Below are 18,702 nucleotides of genomic sequence, written 5' to 3'. Positions count from 1 at the left end.
GCGTGTCCGACCCGGGTCGTACCCTGGCGATCATGCGAATCGGCATCGTGATCCTGCCCGACCAGCGCTGGTCGGAAGCGCGTCGGCGGTGGGCGCAGGTGGACGAGTGGGGCTTCGACCACGCCTGGACCTACGACCACCTGGGCTGGCGTGACCTGGTCGACGGCCCGTGGTTCGACTCGTGGACGACGCTGACCGCGGCGGCGGGCGTGACGTCCCGGGTCAAGCTCGGGACGCTCGTCGCGTCGCCGAACTTCCGGCATCCGGCGGCGTTCGCCCGGCAGGTCACCGCGCTCGACGACGTCTCCGACGGTCGGGTGCTGCTCGGCCTGGGCGCGGGCGGCATCGGCTTCGACTCGGCGGTGCTCGGCGGCGAGACGCTGCCGCCCCGGCAGCGCGTCGACCGGTTCGCCGAGTTCACCGAGCTGCTCGACACGATCCTGCGGGAGGACGGCACGACCTGGCGCGGGGAGTGGTTCACCGCCGTGGACGCCCGCAACAACCCGGGGTGCGTCCAGCAGCCCCGGGTGCCGTTCGTGGTGGCCGCGAACGGTCCCCGCTCGATGCGGCTGGTCGCCCGGTTCGGGCAGGGCTGGGTCACCACCGGGCTCGGCGGCGACGACATCGAGGCGTGGTGGGGCACGGTGGCGGAGCTGTCCGACCGGATGACGCGGACGCTGGAGCAGGCCGGCCGTGACCCGGCGACGCTCGACCGCTACCTCTCCCTCGACTCCGCTCCGGTGTTCTCGCTCACCAGCGCCGACTTCCTCGCCGAGCAGGTGGCGCGGGCGGCCCGCCTGGGCTTCACCGACGTGGTGACGCACTGGCCCCGGGCCAGCAGCTGGTACGCCGGTGACGAGGCGGTGCTGGTGGAGGCGGCGGCGCTGCTGCCGGAGCTGCGCCGGGCCGGCTAGGTGCCGACGCTGCCCTCGGTGGAGACCAGCCGGAACCGGAGGCAGACGATCCGGGTGTCGTCGGTGACCGGGGTGCCCTGCCGGGCCCAGTAGGCGCCGTGGCCCTCGCGCCACTCCTCGATCGACCGGTCGCCCTCGCCCTCGGCGCGGGCGAAGTCCCACGGCACGTCGGCGAAGCGCACCACCTCGACGCCGGTGACCTCCACGACGCCGACGAACGCGTCGTTGTCGTCGACCAGGACCAGTCGCTCGCCGACGTACTCCAGTTCCTCGTTCTCGTCGTCGTACTCCTGGACCAGCCCGGCGGTGGCGGTCTTCACGCCGGAGAGCACGAGGGTGTTGAGTCGGGTGCGCAGCTCACCGGGCGTGCCGAGGGCGAGCGCGCGCAGTCCACCGATGCGGGGCCACATGCTGCCGACGCTACGGCACCGTCCCGCCTCACGGCAGTTCGTCACCGGTGAGCAGGGCGCGCAGCCTCAGCCGCTCGCGTACCTCGGGCGGGCAGGTCGCGACGAGCGCGGCGGCGCCGGCCAGGTCGGCTCCGGCGTCCCGGACGACCCGGCACAGCGCGTCCAGTTGCGCGCCGGTGTCGACCCAGTCGTCCACCAGCAGCACCCGGTCGCCGGGGCCGAGTCGCCGGCCGTCCACGCCGACCCGCAGCCGCCGTCCCCGGTAGTCGGGGGGTGTGTCGGCCCAGCGCGTCGGCCCGGCCCGGCGTCGCTCGCCACCGTCCTTGTACGCGGGCAGGAAACCGGCGCCGGCGGCGACCGCGACGAGCGGGCCGAGCAGCAGCCCGGTCACCTCGGGCGCGACGACGACGGTCGGGCGGGCGTCCGGAAAGAGCCCGGCGAGCGCGGGGCCGACCTGCGCGAGCACCTCGGGGTCACGCCACCAGCCGGAGATGTCGCTGACCAGGTGGGTGCTGCCCGGCCCGGGGTCGATCCACCGGAACAGCTCGACCAGGCGACGGTTCAGCACGGTTTCCATCCTCGCGGATCGGTGGGCCGTTCGGCCGATCGACTGTGGCGTGATCGGCTACACGTACCGGGGTAAATGCGGGCATAGCACCATGATCACGTTGACTTCGGAAGTGCTTCTCTCGTTACGGTCCGGGCCGGTTTGTTCAGTTGACGAAAGGACCGGGCCGGTGGCTGCTAGGCACCTTCGTACCCGCAAGTTCTCCTCGCCCGCCGCCATCGCCGCGACCGCGGCGGTCGGCGTGGCGCTCGCGGTCGGCGGTACCGTCGGCGCCGTGCGGCTCACCTCCGCCGAGCCGCCCGCCGGGCAGGTCGCGGTCGAGGCCGTGCCCAGCACGCCCGCCCCCACCTCGGCCGCCCCCTCGCCGAGCGCGTCGCCCTCGCCGACCGCGAGCGTCAGCCCGTCGCCCAAGGCCACCGCGAGCCCGAAGTCGAGCCGCACCCAGGCGGCCTCCCGGAGCAAGGCCCGGACCGCCTCTCCGAAGCCGACGGCGAAGAAGACGAGCAGCCCGAAGGTCGTGGACAGCGGCTCGTGCGGCGCGTCCTTCTACGCCGAGGGCCAGATGACCGCGAACGGCGAGTCGTTCAACCCGAACGCGCTGACCGCCGCGCACAAGACGCTGCCGTTCAACACCAAGGTCCGGGTCACCAACCCGGACAACGGCAAGTCGGTGGTGGTGCGGATCAACGACCGGGGCCCGTTCATCGAGGGCCGCTGCCTGGACCTGTCCCGAGCCGCGTTCGCGTCCATCGCCGCCACCGGTCTCGGCCACATCCAGGTCCGGTACGAGGTCCTCGGCTGACCGTCCACTCGGCCAGAACTTCCACGGCCGACGGGCCAGGTTCATTCTCCCGTTCACGTCCATCAGGCATGCTGTCCGATGTACGCACGCAACCCTTCCAGCCGGGCCGCGGCCCGCTGAGCCCCGGATCCCGCGCCGGCCTCGGCGCGGCCCTCGGGCTGCTCGCGATCGTCGCCGCGGCGGAGCTTGCCGACGGTCGCCCGGCGCACTACCTCGCGATGATGGTCGTCGCGCCGTTCCTCGCGGCGGCGCTGGCGTCCTGGCGGGTGGTGCTCGCCGTGGGTGGACTGGCCACCGCCGTCGGCGTCGCCTTCGCCCTGGCCGAGCGGGGCACCCCGCTGGTGACCGCCGTCAACGTGACGGCCATCGCGGTGGCGACAGCGGTCGCGGCGGCCACGGCTGCGGTACGCCAGCGGCAGGTGGACCGGATCGCGGAGCTGTCCCGGCTCGCCTCGGTCGCCCAGCAGGCGGTGCTGCGCCCGCTCGGTCCGCAGGTCGGCACGCTCGCGGTGGCCGCCCGGTACATCTCCTCCACCGCGACCGCCGAGATCGGCGGCGACCTGTACGAGGCGATGGACACCCCGTACGGCGTCCGCATGATCATCGGTGACGTCCGGGGGAAGGGGCTGGACGCGGTCCGCCTGGCCAGCATCGTGCTCGGCTCCTACCGCCACGTGGCGTACGAGCGGGCCGACCTGCGCGCGGTGGTGACCGACCTGGACCGGGCGGTGGCCCGCAACGTCGGCGACGAGGACTTCGTCACCGCGGCGCTGGTCGAGGAGCGCGGCGGCACGCTCACCATCGTCAACTGCGGGCACCCGCCGCCGTTGCTGCTGCGCCGGGGCAAGGTGATCCCGCTGGAGCCGCCCGCGCCCGCGCCGCCGCTCGGGTTCATGCCCGTGGTCCGGCCGCGGGTGGAGCGGCTGGAGCCGGGCGACCGGCTGCTGCTGTTCACCGACGGGCTGGGCGAGGCGCGGCGGGACGGCGAGTTCTTCCCCACCGCCGACCGGGCCTGGCGGCTGCTCGGCCACGGCACCGTCGCCGACGGGCTGGCCTCGCTGGAGACCGCCCTCGTCGAGTGGGTGCACGGCCGGCTCGACGACGACATCGCGCTGGTCCTGATGGAGTACGCCGGCCCGTACAGCGCCACCGCGACGCCGGTGCCGAGCTGGGAGGTCGGCGCCGCCGACGGATGAACGGGAAGTGTGTAATCGCTGTCACTTCCGAGATCCGCTTGTCGTTGCCTACCGGTGAGTAATACAGTCTGGAGTTACTGATCGGTAACACCTGTCCGGAAGCGGGGCCAGCGAGCATGACCCACTACAAGAGCAACGTGCGGGACCTCGAGTTCAACCTGTTCGAGGTCTTCGGGGCGGACCGGACGCTCGGCCAGGCGCCGTTCACGGACCTGGACGTCGACACCGCCCGCAGCTTCCTCGGCGAGGTCGACCGTCTCGCCCGCGAGGACCTGGCTGCCAGCTACACGGACAGCGACCGCAACCCGCCGGTCTTCGACCCGGCGACGTTCACCGCGCCGCTGCCGGAGTCGTTCAAGAAGTCGTACAAGGCGTTCATGGACTCCGAGTTCTGGCGCCTCGACCTGCCGGAGGTCCTGGGCGGCACCAACGCCCCGCGCGCCCTCTGGTGGTCGCTCGCCGAGCTGGTGCTCGGCGCCAACGCCCCGATCTGGATGTACGCCTCCGGTCCGTCCTTCGCGCACGTGCTGCACGTCGAGGGCACCGAGGAGCAGAAGAAGTGGGCCCGGCTGTTCATCGACAAGCAGTGGGGCTCGACCATGGTCCTCACCGAGCCGGACGCCGGCTCGGACGTGGGCGCCGGCCGCACCCGGGCGATCCAGCAGCCGGACGGCTCGTGGCACATCGAGGGCGTGAAGCGCTTCATCACCTCCGGTGAGCACGACCTGAGCGACAACATCGTCCACTACGTGCTGGCCCGTCCGGTCGGCGTCGAGGGCGTGGGCGGCCCGGGCACCAAGGGCCTGTCGCTGTTCGTCGTGCCGAAGTACCACTTCGACGCCGAGACCGGCGAGCTGGGCGAGCGCAACGGCGTCTACGCCACCAACGTCGAGCACAAGATGGGCCTGAAGGTCTCGAACACCTGCGAGGTGACCTTCGGCGAGCACGGCGTACCGGCCAAGGGCTGGCTGCTGGGTGAGAAGCACGACGGCATCCGCCAGATGTTCATGATCATCGAGTACGCCCGGATGCTTGTCGGCACCAAGGCGATCGCCACGCTCTCCACCGGCTACCTGAACGCGCTGGAGTACGCCAAGAACCGGGTGCAGGGCGCCGACCTCACCCAGATGGCCGACAAGACCGCGCCGCGGGTGACCATCACCAACCACCCGGACGTGCGCCGCTCGCTGCTGCTGCAGAAGTCGTACGCCGAGGGCCTGCGCGCGCTCGTCTGCTACACCGCGACCTGGCAGGACAAGGTCACGATCGCCGAGGCGGCCGGTGACGAGAAGGCCACCAAGTTGGCCAAGCGCGTCAACGACCTGCTTCTGCCGCTGGTCAAGGGCGTCGGTTCGGAGCGGGCGTACGAGCTGCTCGGGCACGAGGCGCTGCAGACCTTCGGCGGCTCCGGCTTCCTCCAGGACTACCCGCTGGAGCAGTACGTCCGGGACGCCAAGATCGACACCCTGTACGAGGGCACCACTGCCATCCAGAGCCTCGACCTGATCTTCCGGAAGATCGTCCGGGACAACGGCAAGGCCCTGATGGCGGTCGCCGCCGAGATCCAGGAGCACATCGCCTCCGAGGCCGGCAACGGTCAGCTCAAGGAGGAGCGGCAGGCGCTCGGCAAGGCGCTCGCCGAGATCCAGAACATCCTTGGCGTGATGACCGGCTGGCTGGGCGAGGCCCAGGGTGGCGACACCCGCGCGCTCTACAAGGTGGGCCTGAGCAGCCGCCGGTTCCTGCTGGCGATCGGTGACCTGGTGGTCGGCTGGCTGCTGCAGAAGCAGGCGGACGTGGCGCTCAAGGCGCTGGCCGGCGAGGTCTCCGCGGCCGACAAGTCCTTCTACACCGGCAAGGTCGCCGCCGCCCGGTTCTTCGCCCGCGAGGTGCTGCCCCGCATCGGCGCCGACCGGCGGATCATCGAGGGCACCGACCTGGAGATCATGGACCTCCCGGAGGAGGCCTTCTGAGCCCCTCCGGGGTCTTTCTCCCCTGAAGCGTCACTCTCCCCCTCATGACGACGGCCGGCGGGCACCAGCCCGCCGGCCGTCGTCGTCAATGCGCCCGAGGTGGATAGGCGGGCCCGGTGGCGGGTAACCGTCGCGGACCACGACCGGAGTACGCCCAAGGCCATCGCACGGGGGAGTGCAGCGCACATGGGCATTGGTAGCGCCATCTTTCTCATCGCGCTCGGCGCGATCATGACCTTCGCCATCCGGGCCAACGTCTGGTGGATCGACCTGCGCGCGGTCGGCTGGGTCTTCATCCTGGCCGGGCTGGGCGTCCTGCTGACCACGCTGTGGTTCTGGCAGGATCGCCGCAAGCGGGCCCGTACGCTCATCGTGGAGGAGAACCGGCTCTCGCATCCGACAGCGATGATGCCGCCGCCGCCCGACCCGCCGCCGCCGACGGCCCCGCCGTCCTGACCGCGTCTCAGCGGCCGATCCGGTCCAGCTCGGCGAGATCGTCGCCGGAGAGGGACAGCCCGGCGCCCGCGACGTTCTCACGCAGGTGCGCGACGGACTTCGTGCCGGGGATCAGCAGGATGTTCGGGGAGCGGCGCAGCAGCCAGGCCAGGGCGACGCCCATCGGCGTCGCCCCCAGGCGCTCGGCGACTGCCGACAGCGCCGAGGACTGCAGCGGCGTGAACCCGCCGAGCGGGAAGAACGGCACGTACGCGACGCCCTGACGGGCCAGGTCGTCGATCAGGTCGTCGTCGCCGCGGTGCGCCAGGTTGTACTGGTTCTGCACGCAGACGATCGGTGCGACGGTCTGTGCCTCGGCGACCTGTTCCGGCGTCACGTTGCTCAGGCCGAGGTGGCGGATCACGCCCTCCTGCTGGAGCGCGACGAGCGTTTCCAGCGCCTCGGCGAGCGAGCCGGGCTTCGGTCCTTCCGCGTCGCCGAGCCGGAGGTTGACCAGGTCGAGCGTCTCCACTCCCAGCGTCTCCAGGTTCTCCCGGATCTGCCGGCGCAGGCTCTCCGGGTCGCGTGCCGTGGGCCAGCCGCCCTGCTGGTCCCGGTCCGCGCCGACCTTGGTGACGACGTGCAGCGACTCCGGGTACGGGTGCAGCGCCTCCCGGATCAGCCGGTTGGTGACGTGTGGCCCGTAGGCCGCGCTGGTGTCGATGTGGGTGATGCCGAGCGCGACCGCCTCGCGCAGGACCGCGAGGGCGCCGTCGTGGTCGGCGGGCGGTCCCATGACCCAGGGGCCGGCGAGTTGCATCGCGCCGTAGCCGAACCGGGTGACGGTCAGGTCTCCCAGCGTCCAGGTGCCGCCGGGAAGGGTGGTGGGGGCCATGCGTGTACCTCTGGCTCTCGTCGTCCGTCACGGGCGCCGCTGGATCACGGCGCCCGGCCTCCACTATCGGGGTGTAACTTTCCGGTGGGAAGTAGGCACCTGAAAGTGCGTAGCTCACCGAGACGGCAGGAGCACAGATGAGCAAGGCGGAGTACGACGCGTTCCTGGCCCAGTGCCCCAGCCGGCAACTGCTCGACCGGATCACCGACAAGTGGGTCACGCTCGTGCTGGCCGCGTTGCGCAGCGACGGCTCGCACCGGTTCGGGGCGGACTGCGCGGGCGACCCGCGCCCGAGGCGATACTCCGAGCTGTTCCGCACGCTCCCGGGGGTCAGCCAGAAGATGCTCACCCAGACGCTGCGCGCCCTGGAACGCGACGGTCTGATCACCCGCACCGTGGAGCCGACAGTGCCGGTGACAGTCACCTACGAGCTGACCGACCTCGGGTTCTCCCTGCACGAGATGATCCGGGGCCTGAAATCCTGGGCGGAGGCGCACATGGACGACGTGCTCGCCAACCGGGCGGCGTACGACACCCGGGTCGGCTGAGCCTCAGGCGCGGGCGGTGTGGCGGCCGGTGATCGGCGCGTTCCCCGGCGCGAGGTCGGCCCAGCGGGTCGTCGGCCGGTGCACCACCAGGTCTGTGGTCCGCAGGCCGTCCGGGTCGGCCCGCTGCGGATCGAGCAGTGCCGACAGCAGAGAGATCCCCGGATTGTGGGCGACCAGCAGCACCGTGCCGGCGGTCGGCTCGACGGTCCACAGCAGCTCCAGCAGCTGATCCGGAAGCGCGTCGTACGCGGTCGCCTCGTACCGCACCGCGGGCGCCGAGCCTGCCGGACCGCCTTCCACCGGCGAACCGCTCATCCCCATCGCCACGTCGTGCCAGGTCTGCCGGGTGCGCCGGGCCGGCGAGCAGAGGACCACGTCGGGAAGCAGCCCGTGCCGGGCCAGCCAGGCGCCGGCGGTGGCGGCGTCGGCGTGCCCCCGCGCCGTCAGCGACCGCTCCGCGTCCGGGGCGTCCCCGGACGGCTCGGCCTTGGCGTGCCGCAGCAGCACCAACGTCCGCTGCCCGTTCCTGCCGTCCGTCATACCGCCCAGCTTGCCTGATTGACGATCAAAGCGCCTGGGTATGTCGACGTGTGCCGCTACCTCATCCATGGCCGCGGCGGGCAGGAAACGCCAGCAGGACGCCAAGGAGGCGACGTCATGGGCATCGGTGCAAGCATCTTCCTCATCGCGCTCGGCGCGATCTTCGCGTTCGCCGTCGACGCCAACCTGGGATGGCTGAACCTCAACGTGGTGGGCTGGGTGCTCATGCTCGCCGGCGTCGCCGGCCTGCTCACCACGCTCTACTTCTGGAACAGCCGCCGCCGCGTGGTGGCCGCCCCGGTGCGCGAGCGGGTCGTCGCCGAGCCGGTCGCGCCGGTCCGGGAGGACCGCGTCGTACGCGAGGAGTACCGCGAGGTGCGTGGTCCGGGCTCGGGCTACCCGGTCTGACCCGTACCCCCCGAACCCGAGGGCCCCGCAACGGCGCGGGGCCCTCGCGCGTGTCCGGGGCCGGTCCGGCTCGGCTCGGGTCAGGCGAACAACGCGAAGTAGATCGCGATGTGGTGGCAGATCGCCGCGACGAGCGTGCAGGCGTGGAAGAACTCGTGGTGGCCGAAGACCGTGGGCCACGGGTTCGGGCGGCGCAGCGCGTAGAAGACCGCGCCCACGCTGTAGATCGCGCCGCCCACGCTGAGCAGCACCAGCGCGGTGACGCCGCCGGAGTGCAGGATCTGCGGCAGCATGGCCACCGCGACCCAGCCGAGCGCGAGATAGAGCGGGGCGGAGACCCAGCGCGGCGCGTGCGGCCAGATCAGCTTGACCGCGACGCCCGCGATCGCGCCGCCCCAGACCAGGCTCAGCATGATCGTGGCCTGCCGGTTGTCCAGCAGCAGGGCGCAGAACGGCGTGTAGGTGCCGGCGATGAACACGAAGATCATCGAGTGGTCCATCCGGCGCATGATCTGGTAGCCGCGTTCGGACCAGACCCGCCGGTGGTAGAGCGCGCTGGTGCCGAAGAGCCCGCACACGGTGAAGCTGTAGATCAGACAGCTCACCAGTGGCGCCCAGCCGGGACGGCCGGCGGCGATCGAACAGAGCACGATGCCGCAGACGAGAGCGGCGAAGAACGCGTACGCGTGCAGCCAGCCGCGCATGCGCGGCTTCCCGATGTCGGCCGGCCGGAGCCGGAACGGTGCGGATGTGGTCACGTCAACAGGTTACGGCAGCGTAGGTTACTTGCAAGTAGTGTGGACCGTCACGTCAGCCGGCGGGAGGATGACCGGATGCGGATCCGGCCGGTCGGGACCCATGCCCTGCTGCTCGACTGCGACGACCCCGAGCAGGTCGAGGCGTGGCGGGCCGAACTGTGGCACCGGCGCGCGAGCGGCGAGCTGACCGCCACCGAGATCGTCCCGGGCGCTGTCACCGTGCTGCTCGACGGCGTACCGGAGCCGCAGGCGGCAGCCGCCCGGATCGCCGGCTGGCGTCCACGGACCGCCGCCTCGGGCGCAGCCACCGAGGAGGTCCGGGTGCCCACCGTGTACGACGGCGAGGACCTGCCGCGCGTCGCCGCCCACTGGGACACCGACGTGCCCGCCGTGGTCGACCGGCTGCGGCGTACCGAGTTCCGGGTCGCGTTCTGCGGATTCGCGCCCGGGTTCGCGTACCTGACCGGGCTGCCGCCCGAGCTGGCAGTGCCCCGGCTCGCCACGCCGCGTACCCGGGTGCCGGCCGGCTCGGTCGCGCTCGCCGGCCCGTACGCGGGCATCTACCCCGCCGCGTCACCAGGCGGCTGGCTGCTGGTCGGCCGGACCGACCTGCCGCTGTTCGACGTACGCGCCGACCCGCCGGCCCGGCTCACCCCCGGCACCCGGGTCCGGCTGGTCGACGCGCCGTGATCGAGGTGCTGCGGGCCGGGGCGCTCACCACAGTGCAGGACCAGGGCCGCCCCGGCTGGGCGCACCTCGGCGTACCCCGCTCCGGCGCGCTCGACCCGGCCGCCCTGCGCCTGGCCAACCGCCTCGTCGGCAACGAAGAGCACGCCGCCGGGCTGGAGATCACCATGACCGGCTGCGTGCTGCGCTTCACCCGGGCCGTCGCGGTCGCGCTCACCGGCGCCCCCGCCGAGGTGGTCGTCGAGTGGCCGCCGCCCGGGGCGCGGCGGCGTCCGGCGGACGTGGGACGGCCGCTGGCGCTGCCGGCCGGGGCGGTGCTGCGCGTCGGGCCGGCCCGGGCCGGGGTGCGCACCTGGCTGGCGGTGAGCGGCGGGATCACCGTCGAGCCGGTGCTCGGCAGCCGGTCCACCGACACGCTCTCCGGGCTCGGGCCGCCACCGCTGCGCGACGGGGACGGGCTGCCCCTCGGCACCTCGGCCGGTCCACCCGCACCCGTCGACCTCACCGTCACCGGGCCGCTCCCGGACGAGCTGCGGCTCACCGTGCGCCCCGGCCCCCGGCAGGACTGGTTCACCCCGCAGGCGCTGGACCTGCTGTGCGGCACCGCGTACACGGTGAGCCCGGACAGCAACCGGGTCGGCGCGCGGCTGGCCGGCGCGGCACTGCCCCGCGCGGTGGCCGGCGAACTGCCCAGCGAAGGGCTGGTGCTCGGCGCGGTGCAGGTCCCGCCGGACGGCCAGCCGCTGGTCTTCCTCGCCGACCACCCCACCACCGGCGGTTACCCGGTCGTCGGGGTGGTGGACGACGTGACAGCGCTCGCCCAGGCCCGGCCAGGCGCTACGGTGACGTTCCATGGACCTCAACGCTGACCTCGGCGAGGGATTCGGAAGCTGGCGGCTCGGCGACGACCACGCGCTGCTCGACCTGATCAGTTCCGCGAACGTGGCCTGCGGCTTCCACGCCGGCGACGCGGCCACCATGCACCGGGTCTGCGCCGCCGCCGCCGAACGCGGCGTCGCGGTCGGCGCGCAGGTCGGCTACCGGGACCTCGCCGGCTTCGGGCGGCGGCACATCGCGTACGACTTCGCCGAGCTGCGCGACGAGACGATCTACCAGCTCGGGGCGCTCGACGCCTTCTGCCGGCTGTACCGCACCCGGGTCCGCTACCTCAAACCGCACGGCGCGCTCTACCACGCGGCCGCCCGCGACGAGGCCCAGGCCGCCGCGCTGGTGGCCGCCATCAGCGGGTACGACCACGAGCTACCAGTGCTCTGCCAGCCCGGCAGCGTGCTCGCGCAGCTCGCGACCGGCGCCGGGCTGCGGGTGGTGGCCGAGGGGTTCGCCGACCGCAACTACCTCCCGAACGGCACGCTGGTGCCGCGCAGCTCACCGGACGCGCTGGTGACCGACCCGGAGCAGGTCGCCGTCCGGGCGGTACGGATGGCTGTCGAGCAGACGCTCGTCGCTGTCGACGGGACGGTGATTCCCTGCCCGGTCGAGTCGATCTGCCTGCACGGTGACACGCCTGGGGCGGTGCGGTGCGCGGAGCTGGTGCGGGCCGCGCTTGTCGATGCGGGGGTCACGCTCACTCCGTTCGCGTGAAAGGAAGGGCCCCCTGTTAACGCCTCCGGTAGAGGAAGGGGCCCTTCTTAACACGCGCTGTCAGGCGTCCATGCCACGCAGGACCAGCGGCACGCGGGTCGCCCCGCCGGTGACCACCCGGACCGGCACGCCCCAGTCCTGCCGCGTCAGGTGGCAGGCCGCGTGCTCGACGTCGGCGTCGCACGTCGCCGCCTGGGCGGTCACCTGGAGCACGCCCTGCGCCACGTCGCCGCTGACCACCAGCTTGCGGGACAGGTCGGTGGTGGTGCCCGCGCCCTCGACCAGCAGCTCCGGCGGGGACGCGGAGACCACCAGACGGGTCGACGGCCCGTACGTCTCGTCGAGTTTCTGCCCCGGCGCCGGCGTGAAGATCACGTCCAGGGTCAGCTCCCCGGCCGCCACGTCGGTCGGCTTGCGCTCCAGCCGGTGCCGGGGGCCGTCCACAGTGTTCGCCCCGGCCGAGGTCAGCGCGCCCGGCGCCAGCCGGGTCAGCCGGTGCGCGGCCGACTCGACCACGAGCACGTCGCCCTCGCCGGTGAGCACCAGATCGCTCGGCTCGGCCAGCCCGTCCGCGACGGTGCCCACCTGCCCGGTCTCCGGGTCGAAGCGCCGCACCGCCCCGTTGTACGTGTCGGCGATCAGCACCGAGCCGTCGGGCAGCGCGCACACGCCCAGCGGGTGCTGGAGCAACGCCTGGTCGGCCGGGCCGTCGACGTGCCCGAAGTCGAACAGGCCCTGACCGACGGCGGTGTGCATGACGCCGCCTTCGACCCAGCGGATCGCGCTGGTCTCGCTGTCGGCGATCCAGAGCCGCGAACCGTCGGCCGACACGGACAGACCGGACGGCTGCGCCATCCACACGTCCGGCAGCGGGCCGTCGCGCAGCGCCTCGACAGTGGTACCGGCGTACATGCCGGCGGTCCGCTTGATCGGGTCGAACCACCAGAGCTGGTGGATGCCGGCCATGGCGACGATCACCCGGTCGTCGTACCAGGCCACGTCCCACGGGGACGACAGGTCGACGGCACGGGCGTCGTGCGCGTGGTCGTCGACGGTCGAGCGCCACTGCCGACCGGTGCCGGCCACTGTGACCACCTCGCCGGTGGACAGCCGTACGCCGCGCAGCAGGTGGTTGACCGTGTCCGCGATCACCACGTCGTAGCCGGCCACCTCGGCCACGTGCGGCGGCAGCAGGCAGAGCCCTTGCGGTTCGGCGAACGTGGCGGCGGTGGCCGGGCCGTCCGTCCGGCCCCGGGAACCGGCGCCGATGCGGCGGACCACCGTCTCGCCGTCGGCGGCCAGCTCGACCAGGGAGTGCCGGGCCGAGTCGCTGACCAGCAGGTTTCCGCCGTCGAGCGGCAGCGCCTTGCCGGGGAACCGCAGCACGGTGTCCGGCTCGGCCGGCGGCACGTACGGGCCCTCGCCCCGGTGCAGCGTGCCCTTGGCCTCGTGGGCCGCGATCAGCTCGTCGATCAGCCGGGCGAGACCTTCGGCGTGCCCCTCGCCGGCCATGGTGGCGACCACGTAGCCCTCCGGGTCGACCACGGCGAGAGTCGGCCACGCCTTGGCCGCGTACTGCTGCCACATGTCCATGTCGGCGTCGTCGAGCACCGGGTGGTGCACGCCGTACCGTTCGACTGCAGCGGCCAGCGCCGCCGGGTCCTTCTCGTGCTCGAACTTCGGCGAGTGCACCCCGATCACGACCAGGACGTCGCCGTACTTCTCTTCGAGCGGCCGCAGCTCGTCCAGCACGTGCAGGCAGTTGATGCAGCAGAAGGTCCAGAAATCCAGCAGGACGATCTTGCCTCGCAGGTCGGCCAGCGTGACGGCCTTGCCGCCGGTGTTCAGCCAGGCCCGACCCCGCAGTTCGGGTGCCCGTACGCGCGCGCTCATGCCCCCATCGTGCCGCACCGGCCGGGTGCGCTCGCGGCGAACCCGGGGTGAACAGAGGCACACCGAAACGGCGCGGAGCGCCCACCCCGGGGAGGGGTGGACGCTCCGGCGTACGTGTGGTTACTGGCCGGCGGGCTTCAGGCAGAGCACCCGGGTGGTCCCGCCGCTCTCGACGGAGACCGTCGGCTGCGTCAGATCGGCGCACTTGTCCTTGTTGTCCACCTTCGACACCACGCTGAACGCGCCCTGCTCCCCGCAGTCGGCGGCCACGGCGGTCTCGCCGGACTGCTTGACGCAGGAGCCGACCGCCGGGTCGAAGCCCGCCGGCTTGTCGTCGCCGACCTTGCCGAGCAGCGTGAGCAGCCCGAGCGGTACGGCGAGGATGAGCACCGCCGCGATCAGCACCGCGGCCAGCACCCGTCCGTTGCGTACCTTCGGCGGGGGCGCCTCGGTCTGCGGCTCGGCGGCGTCCGGCTTGAACGCGTCGAACCGGCCCTGCTCCGGCTCACCGGACGGTCCGTCCTGCGACCAGGCCGGCGGGGCCTGCTGCGGCGCCGGGTAGGGGCTCGTGTCGCCCGGCCGGCCCTGGCCGGGCACCGCGACGGAGGCGCGCCCACCGGCCGGCGAGCCGAACTGGTCCGGCTGGCCGCCGAACGGCTCGGGACGGCCGGCCGGGCTGCCGAACGGATCCTGGTGGCCGCCGGGAGAACCGAACGGGTCCTGGCGGCCGCCCGGCGGGCCGAACGGGTCCTGGTGACCGCCCGGGGTGCCGTACGGGCTCTGCGGGCCGTCGAACGGGTCCCGGACCGCGCCGGGCGCCTCGCCGCCCGGGTGCACCCCGTTGGCGGGGCGGGTGTTCGCGGGCGGGTCCATGAAGGACGGCACACCGGCCGGGAACGGCGGCGGCGCGGCCGGCGACGACGGCGGCACGGCGGCGTACCCGTGCGGTCCGTCGGCGTCCTCGGTCCGGGACTGCGGGCCGGGGAAGCCGTTGTCCGGGCCGAACCCGGACGGCCCGTCCTGGTCGGGGAAGCCGTGCCCGTCCTGCTCGGGCGCGTCCTCGGGCTCCGGGCGGGCCGGCCGGCCGTACACCCGGGGCTGCGGCGCCGGGGTGCCGGTCGGCAGGGGCTGGTCGGACGGCGGGGTGACCCGGCTGGTCACCGGGACCGACGCGCTGGCCGAGACCGGGCCGCCCTCCGGGGAGGTACGCGGGCCGGGCACGGACGCCGACTGCGGCTCGCCCCAGGCTCCGTCGCCGCGCTCCGGCTCGTACCCCTGGGGTTCGGCCGGCGCGGGCGGGTGGTCGGCGGGCGACGACGCGGCAAGCGCGGCCCCGGGCACCCGCTGCTGCTGTGCGGGCAGCGGCACGGCGTTGCCGGGCGAGATGCCCGGCGCGGGAGCGGGCTGGTAGGCCGGCGCGGAGTCCTCGGAGCGGCCCCACGCCTCGGCGGGCGACCACGGCTCGGCGGCCGGTACGGCCGGGCGGTCGTCCTGGTTGCCGCCCCAGCCGGCGGGCGCGTCGGGAGCCGGTACGGAGACGCTCGCGCGGGCCGCCGGCGCCTCGACCGGCGCGGCGGAGCCCCAGCCGGGCTGTGCCGGCTCCTCCGCCGGCCGCCCGGTCTCCTGGCGCTGCGGCACTGACGCGGCGCCGCTCCAGGCGCCGGCCTGCTCCTCGGAGTCACGCTGCTGCGGTACGGCGGGTGCACCCCAGCCGCCGGGCTGGCGGCCCTGGTCCGGTTCGCCCCAGCCGCCCGGCTGTGCCGCCTCAACCGGGTTGGCGGCGCGGCCCGCGGCCCAGCCACCGGAACGGTCCGGGTCGTCGGGGCGGGCAGGCTCGTCCCAGCCACCCGCGCGGTTCTCGGGCTGCGCGGCGGGCCAGCCGCCGGAGCGGTGTCCCTCGTCGTGCTGCGGTCCTCCCGTCGGACGCCAGCCGCCGGAGCGGTGCGGGTCGTCCTCGGGAGCGGCGGAGCGGTTGTCCTGATCGGACTGCTCCGGAGTGGACCACGAAGCGTCCGGCCGGGTGGCGCCGGGCACCGAGACCGCGGCGGCGGCCCGGGCGGGCGGATCGGCCGGCGGCCAGGTGGCGCCGGTCTGCTGACCCGGGGGCGCCCAGGCCGGCTGGCTCTCGCGCGGCGTCCAGCCGCCGGAGCGGCCGGGGTCGTCGGCCGCGGCGGGCTGCTCGTCACGCGGGTTCCAGCCGCCGGAGCGGTTCGGATCGTCCGGCGGCGCGGCGGCGGGGGGCCAGCCACCGGCGTGTCCCGGGGCGTCGTCGTGCTGCCCGCCGGTGGGCGCGAAGCCGCCGGAGCGGTGCGGGTCGTCCGGCGGAGCGGGCGTGACCCAGGTCTCGTTCGGCACGGTGGCCGGGGCGGGGACGTAACCGGTGCCGCGAGCGGCCGGGTCGCCGGACGGCGACCGGACCGGCTGCTCACCGGAGCCCCACCCCTGACGGTTCTGCTCCGCGGCCCAGGCCGGCGCCGTCGGCTCGGCGGGGCTGCCTGGCGGCGTGGCGGCCCAGGCGGGCGGCGCCGGGTCGGCGGCGCGGTCCGGGCGGGGCTGCTCGGGCGCGCCCCACGCGGGGCTGCCCTGGCCGGGACCGGCCCAGGCGGGGGCGCCCTGGTCGGTGCCGCCCCAGGCGGGCTGCTGCCCGCGGTCGGCGGGCGGTGGGACCTGGGCGGTGGCCCGGCCGGTCACCGGCTGGCCCGCGGGCGGAGCCCACGCGGGTGGCTGCTCGTCGTTCGCGGCCCAGACCGGTTGCGCGGGCCGACCGGCCGGCGGGGGCGGTGCCCAGCCGAGGTCGGGCGCGCCGTTGTACCCGTTGTCCTGCTGCGCCGGCTGATCGCCGTACGGCACCGGTCCGCCGGTGCCCGGCGACACCTCGCCCGGCTCCTGGCCGGGGCGGTGCGGAGCCTCGGACGTCATGGGTGCGCCTCCTCCATCACAGGTCGGCCGCCGATGCCGGTCGGGGGAACCGTCGACATGGTTGCCGGCGTCGCCGGCGGGTACCGGCCGTGCGGGCTCCCCGCACCGTATCCGGTGGTTGCCCGGAGCCGCCCGGGGGAGCATCGGCCGTCACCGAAAGTCACCGGACGACGTCGATGAGTGTCACTTGCTCGCGTCGGCCCGGAACCACCGGTTGGCGACCGTGCCAACCGTACCGGGCGCTGCGGCGAGGTGGAATCCCGGTGCCGATACGCCGAAGACCCGCCCGGTGTCGGGCGGGTCTTCGGACTGGAGGAGGTGAGAAAGGTCTGTGGCGTCAGCTCATGTGACGCTGGGCGATGGCGAGAAGCTCCTCGCGGACCGCGGGCGAGTTCGCGGAGCGCAGGGCGTGCTCGATGGCACGGGCCCGGCGGTTGGCGTCGCGGCGGGTGCGGATTCGCTCGATCATGCTCATCTTGGGTCTCTCCTCCTGGCTATTCGGTTGTCAGCCCCTTGATGTCTCTATTTAAGCGCACCAGGCCGCCGATCGCCATCGATTATTAGGTGAGCTGAGCCACGTGCCTAAGGATCGTAGGTCCAGAGCGGCATCGATCCTATGATTCGGTTCCCAAAACGGTCACGGCCGGTGTGCCGGGCGTTCACCCGTGGCACACCGGCCGTGACCGGAGCGGTGGTACGTCAGGTCCAGGCGAGCAGCGCCGCCTCCGGGTCGGCGAGGAAGTCCCCGATGTCGCGGAGGAACTTCGAGCCCAGCTCACCGTCGATGATGCGGTGGTCGAAGGAGAGGCCGAGCGTGGTCACCAGGCGCGGCTTCACCTTGCCCTTGTGCACCCACGGCTGCTCCCGTACCGCGCCGAAGGCGAGGATCGCCGACTCGCCCGGGGGCAGGATCGGCGTACCGGTGTCCACGCCGAAGACGCCGACGTTGGTAATGGTGAGCGTGCCGCCGGACATGTCCGCCGGGGACGTCTTGCCCGACTTCGCGGTCTGCACCAGATCCGTCATCGCGTCCGCCAGCTCGCGCAGCGAGAGCCGCCCGGCGTCCTTGATGTTCGGCACGATCAGGCCACGCTCGGTGGCCGCCGCGATGCCGAGGTTGACGTACTCCTTCACCACGATCTCGTCGCCGGCCCAGGTCGAGTTGACCATCGGGTGCCGCTTGACCGCCAGCAGCACCGCCTTGGCGACCAGCAGCAGCGGCGAGACCCGGACGTCGCGCCACTCGCGCCGGTCGCGGAGCCGGTCCAGCGCCTTCATCGCCCGGGTCACGTCGACGGTCAGGAACTCCGTCACGTGCGGCGCGGTGAACGCCGAGCGGGCCATGTTCTCCGCGGTGAGCTTGCGTACCCCCTTGACCGGGATGCGCTGCTCGCGGTCCGCGCCGAAGCTCGCGGCCGACGCGGCCGGTGCCGCGACCGTCAGCGGCTCGGCCGCCGCCGGGGTCGCGGTCGCCGCCCGCTGTACGTCCTCACGGGTGATCGAGCCGAGCGGACCCGAGCCGGTCAGCGTGGCCAGGTCGATGCCGAGGTCCTTCGCCAGCTTGCGGACTGGCGGCTTGGCCAGCACCGGACCGGTGACCCGGCCGTTGCCGTTGACGGTCGGGGCGGGAGCGGGCGCGGGAGCGACCGGCGCGGGTGCCACCGGGGCGGCGGCCTGAGCCGGTGCCGGCGCGTCGCCCTTGCGCGGGCGGCGCTTGGCCGGCGCGTTGCGCGGCCCGTAGCCGACGAGCACCGCGGTGCGCCCACCCGGGGCGACACCACCGATCAGACCCGGCTCGACCATGCCCTCGGCGGGCGCGACCTGGACCGCTGCCAGCGACGCGGCCGACGGCGTGGGCAGCTCCGACGCCGGGGTCGCGGTCGTCGACTCCTCGATCGGCCCGGCGCCCGGGTCGGTGTCGATCGCGATGATCGGCACGCCGACCTCGACGGTGGACCCCTCCGGGTGGAAGATCGCCTGCACCCGTCCGGCCCACTTCGCCGGGATCTCGACCGCCGCCTTCGCGGTCTCCACCTCGACGATCGGCTGGTTCAGCTCGATGTCGTCGCCGACCTTGACCAGCCACGCGAGGATCTCACCCTCGGTCAGGCCCTCGCCCAGGTCGGGAAGGTTGAACTCCTTGATCCGGGACAT

General features: G+C 73.6%; 19 protein-coding genes. 10 read left to right on the top strand and 9 right to left on the bottom strand.

Features of this window, described 5'->3' with window-relative positions; genetic code table 11:
* Positions 1-32: 32 nt before the first annotated feature.
* Positions 33-914 carry an LLM class flavin-dependent oxidoreductase gene (locus AMK25_RS04675; protein WP_073827085.1) on the top strand — a complete coding sequence of 294 codons (882 nt, stop codon included), beginning with the start codon at positions 33-35 and terminating at the stop codon, positions 912-914.
* Here AMK25_RS04675 and AMK25_RS04670 read toward each other — a convergent pair.
* The gene (locus tag AMK25_RS04670) at positions 911-1,324 is read right to left on the bottom strand and encodes an ASCH domain-containing protein (RefSeq protein WP_073826890.1); all 414 of its coding nucleotides are present in this window, start codon (positions 1,322-1,324) and stop codon (positions 911-913) included. The two genes, AMK25_RS04675 and AMK25_RS04670, sit on opposite strands and share 4 nt — an antisense overlap.
* 28 nt (positions 1,325-1,352) lie before the next feature.
* Positions 1,353-1,901 (bottom strand): phosphoribosyltransferase family protein, encoded by a 549-nt coding sequence (locus AMK25_RS04665; RefSeq protein WP_198937431.1) that lies wholly within the window; start codon positions 1,899-1,901, stop codon positions 1,353-1,355.
* A 160-nt stretch (positions 1,902-2,061) separates the two neighbouring features.
* Between AMK25_RS04665 and AMK25_RS04660 the strand changes: the two genes are divergently transcribed.
* From AMK25_RS04660 to AMK25_RS04645, 4 genes are all read left to right on the top strand, one after another.
* Positions 2,062-2,694, top strand: a complete 633-nt coding sequence (locus AMK25_RS04660) for a septal ring lytic transglycosylase RlpA family protein (protein WP_083664608.1) — start codon at positions 2,062-2,064, stop codon at positions 2,692-2,694.
* Between the two features lie 68 nt (positions 2,695-2,762).
* Entirely contained in the window at positions 2,763-3,890 is a 1,128-nt protein-coding gene (locus AMK25_RS04655) for a PP2C family protein-serine/threonine phosphatase (protein WP_073826887.1), read from the top strand.
* A 116-nt stretch (positions 3,891-4,006) separates the two neighbouring features.
* A complete protein-coding gene (locus tag AMK25_RS04650) occupies positions 4,007-5,863 on the top strand; it encodes an acyl-CoA dehydrogenase (RefSeq protein ID WP_073826886.1) in 1,857 nt (618 codons plus the stop codon).
* A 186-nt stretch (positions 5,864-6,049) separates the two neighbouring features.
* Positions 6,050-6,319: a DUF6458 family protein gene (locus AMK25_RS04645; protein ID WP_013283345.1), complete on the top strand. Its 270-nt coding sequence runs from the start codon at positions 6,050-6,052 to the stop codon at positions 6,317-6,319.
* Positions 6,320-6,326: 7 nt separating this feature from the next.
* Here the strand turns inward: AMK25_RS04645 and AMK25_RS04640 are convergent, their stop codons facing one another.
* The gene (locus AMK25_RS04640) at positions 6,327-7,193 is read right to left on the bottom strand and encodes an aldo/keto reductase family oxidoreductase (RefSeq protein WP_073826885.1); all 867 of its coding nucleotides are present in this window, start codon (positions 7,191-7,193) and stop codon (positions 6,327-6,329) included.
* 137 nt (positions 7,194-7,330) lie between these two features.
* On the opposite strand from AMK25_RS04640, the gene AMK25_RS04635 reads away from it, so the two are divergent.
* Positions 7,331-7,741, top strand: coding sequence for a winged helix-turn-helix transcriptional regulator (locus AMK25_RS04635; RefSeq protein WP_073826884.1), 411 nt, complete (start codon positions 7,331-7,333; stop codon positions 7,739-7,741).
* 3 nt (positions 7,742-7,744) lie between these two features.
* Here AMK25_RS04635 and AMK25_RS04630 read toward each other — a convergent pair whose 3' ends face one another.
* The gene (locus AMK25_RS04630; RefSeq protein ID WP_073826883.1) at positions 7,745-8,281 is read right to left on the bottom strand and encodes a SixA phosphatase family protein; all 537 of its coding nucleotides are present in this window, start codon (positions 8,279-8,281) and stop codon (positions 7,745-7,747) included.
* Positions 8,282-8,398: 117 nt separating this feature from the next.
* Between AMK25_RS04630 and AMK25_RS04625 the strand changes: the two genes are divergently transcribed.
* The gene (locus AMK25_RS04625; RefSeq protein ID WP_073826882.1) at positions 8,399-8,689 is read left to right on the top strand and encodes a DUF6458 family protein; all 291 of its coding nucleotides are present in this window, start codon (positions 8,399-8,401) and stop codon (positions 8,687-8,689) included.
* A gap of 80 nt (positions 8,690-8,769) precedes the next feature.
* Here the strand turns inward: AMK25_RS04625 and trhA are convergent, their stop codons facing one another.
* Positions 8,770-9,447, bottom strand: a complete 678-nt coding sequence (gene trhA, locus AMK25_RS04620) for a PAQR family membrane homeostasis protein TrhA (protein WP_073826881.1) — start codon at positions 9,445-9,447, stop codon at positions 8,770-8,772.
* A gap of 75 nt (positions 9,448-9,522) precedes the next feature.
* On the opposite strand from trhA, the gene AMK25_RS04615 reads away from it, so the two are divergent.
* The 3 genes from AMK25_RS04615 to AMK25_RS04605 are packed head-to-tail and all read left to right on the top strand — an operon-like array spanning position 9,523 to position 11,736.
* Positions 9,523-10,137, top strand: a complete 615-nt coding sequence (locus tag AMK25_RS04615) for a 5-oxoprolinase subunit B family protein (RefSeq protein WP_073826880.1) — start codon at positions 9,523-9,525, stop codon at positions 10,135-10,137.
* Positions 10,134-11,003 carry a biotin-dependent carboxyltransferase family protein gene (locus AMK25_RS04610; RefSeq protein WP_073826878.1) on the top strand — a complete coding sequence of 290 codons (870 nt, stop codon included), beginning with the start codon at positions 10,134-10,136 and terminating at the stop codon, positions 11,001-11,003. Before AMK25_RS04615 ends, AMK25_RS04610 begins: the two co-directional genes overlap by 4 nt.
* Entirely contained in the window at positions 10,987-11,736 is a 750-nt protein-coding gene (locus tag AMK25_RS04605; protein ID WP_073826876.1) for a LamB/YcsF family protein, read from the top strand. Before AMK25_RS04610 ends, AMK25_RS04605 begins: the two co-directional genes overlap by 17 nt.
* A gap of 60 nt (positions 11,737-11,796) precedes the next feature.
* On the opposite strand, the gene AMK25_RS04600 is transcribed toward AMK25_RS04605, so the two are convergent.
* The 4 genes from AMK25_RS04600 to AMK25_RS04590 form a co-directional block, all read right to left on the bottom strand.
* Complete coding sequence (locus AMK25_RS04600) at positions 11,797-13,629, bottom strand: NHL domain-containing thioredoxin family protein (protein WP_073826874.1); 1,833 nt, start codon at positions 13,627-13,629, stop codon at positions 11,797-11,799.
* A gap of 120 nt (positions 13,630-13,749) precedes the next feature.
* Positions 13,750-16,548: an LppU/SCO3897 family protein gene (locus AMK25_RS04595; RefSeq protein ID WP_073826872.1), complete on the bottom strand. Its 2,799-nt coding sequence runs from the start codon at positions 16,546-16,548 to the stop codon at positions 13,750-13,752.
* Between the two features lie 337 nt (positions 16,549-16,885).
* Complete coding sequence (locus tag AMK25_RS32305; RefSeq protein ID WP_013283356.1) at positions 16,886-17,023, bottom strand: hypothetical protein; 138 nt, start codon at positions 17,021-17,023, stop codon at positions 16,886-16,888.
* A 224-nt stretch (positions 17,024-17,247) separates the two neighbouring features.
* Positions 17,248-18,702, bottom strand: coding sequence for a dihydrolipoamide acetyltransferase family protein (locus AMK25_RS04590; protein WP_073827084.1), 1,455 nt, complete (start codon positions 18,700-18,702; stop codon positions 17,248-17,250).

It is taken from the genome of Micromonospora sp. TSRI0369, assembly GCF_001905625.1.
GTDB classification, from domain to species: Bacteria; Actinomycetota; Actinomycetes; order Mycobacteriales; family Micromonosporaceae; genus Micromonospora; species Micromonospora echinospora_A.
Note: the sequence above shows the minus strand (reverse complement) of the source record. Positions and strands in the feature narration are given on the sequence as shown.

What these genes read in the sequence shown, in the direction of transcription:
- AMK25_RS04590 (WP_073827084.1), bottom strand. Translation starts at nt 18,702, where the DNA reads ATGTCCCGGATCAAGGAGTTCAACCTTCCCGACCTGGGCGAGGGCCTG.
- AMK25_RS04600 (WP_073826874.1), bottom strand. Translation starts at nt 13,629, where the DNA reads ATGAGCGCGCGCGTACGGGCACCCGAACTGCGGGGTCGGGCCTGGCTG.
- AMK25_RS04630 (WP_073826883.1), bottom strand. Translation starts at nt 8,281, where the DNA reads ATGACGGACGGCAGGAACGGGCAGCGGACGTTGGTGCTGCTGCGGCAC.
- AMK25_RS04605 (WP_073826876.1), top strand. Translation starts at nt 10,987, where the DNA reads ATGGACCTCAACGCTGACCTCGGCGAGGGATTCGGAAGCTGGCGGCTC.
- AMK25_RS04645 (WP_013283345.1), top strand. Translation starts at nt 6,050, where the DNA reads ATGGGCATTGGTAGCGCCATCTTTCTCATCGCGCTCGGCGCGATCATG.
- AMK25_RS04595 (WP_073826872.1), bottom strand. Translation starts at nt 16,548, where the DNA reads ATGACGTCCGAGGCTCCGCACCGCCCCGGCCAGGAGCCGGGCGAGGTG.
- AMK25_RS04655 (WP_073826887.1), top strand. Translation starts at nt 2,763, where the DNA reads ATGCTGTCCGATGTACGCACGCAACCCTTCCAGCCGGGCCGCGGCCCG.
- AMK25_RS04640 (WP_073826885.1), bottom strand. Translation starts at nt 7,193, where the DNA reads ATGGCCCCCACCACCCTTCCCGGCGGCACCTGGACGCTGGGAGACCTG.
- AMK25_RS04650 (WP_073826886.1), top strand. Translation starts at nt 4,007, where the DNA reads ATGACCCACTACAAGAGCAACGTGCGGGACCTCGAGTTCAACCTGTTC.
- AMK25_RS04635 (WP_073826884.1), top strand. Translation starts at nt 7,331, where the DNA reads ATGAGCAAGGCGGAGTACGACGCGTTCCTGGCCCAGTGCCCCAGCCGG.
- AMK25_RS04665 (WP_198937431.1), bottom strand. Translation starts at nt 1,901, where the DNA reads ATGGAAACCGTGCTGAACCGTCGCCTGGTCGAGCTGTTCCGGTGGATC.
- AMK25_RS04675 (WP_073827085.1), top strand. Translation starts at nt 33, where the DNA reads ATGCGAATCGGCATCGTGATCCTGCCCGACCAGCGCTGGTCGGAAGCG.
- AMK25_RS04615 (WP_073826880.1), top strand. Translation starts at nt 9,523, where the DNA reads ATGCGGATCCGGCCGGTCGGGACCCATGCCCTGCTGCTCGACTGCGAC.
- AMK25_RS04670 (WP_073826890.1), bottom strand. Translation starts at nt 1,324, where the DNA reads ATGTGGCCCCGCATCGGTGGACTGCGCGCGCTCGCCCTCGGCACGCCC.
- AMK25_RS32305 (WP_013283356.1), bottom strand. Translation starts at nt 17,023, where the DNA reads ATGAGCATGATCGAGCGAATCCGCACCCGCCGCGACGCCAACCGCCGG.
- AMK25_RS04625 (WP_073826882.1), top strand. Translation starts at nt 8,399, where the DNA reads ATGGGCATCGGTGCAAGCATCTTCCTCATCGCGCTCGGCGCGATCTTC.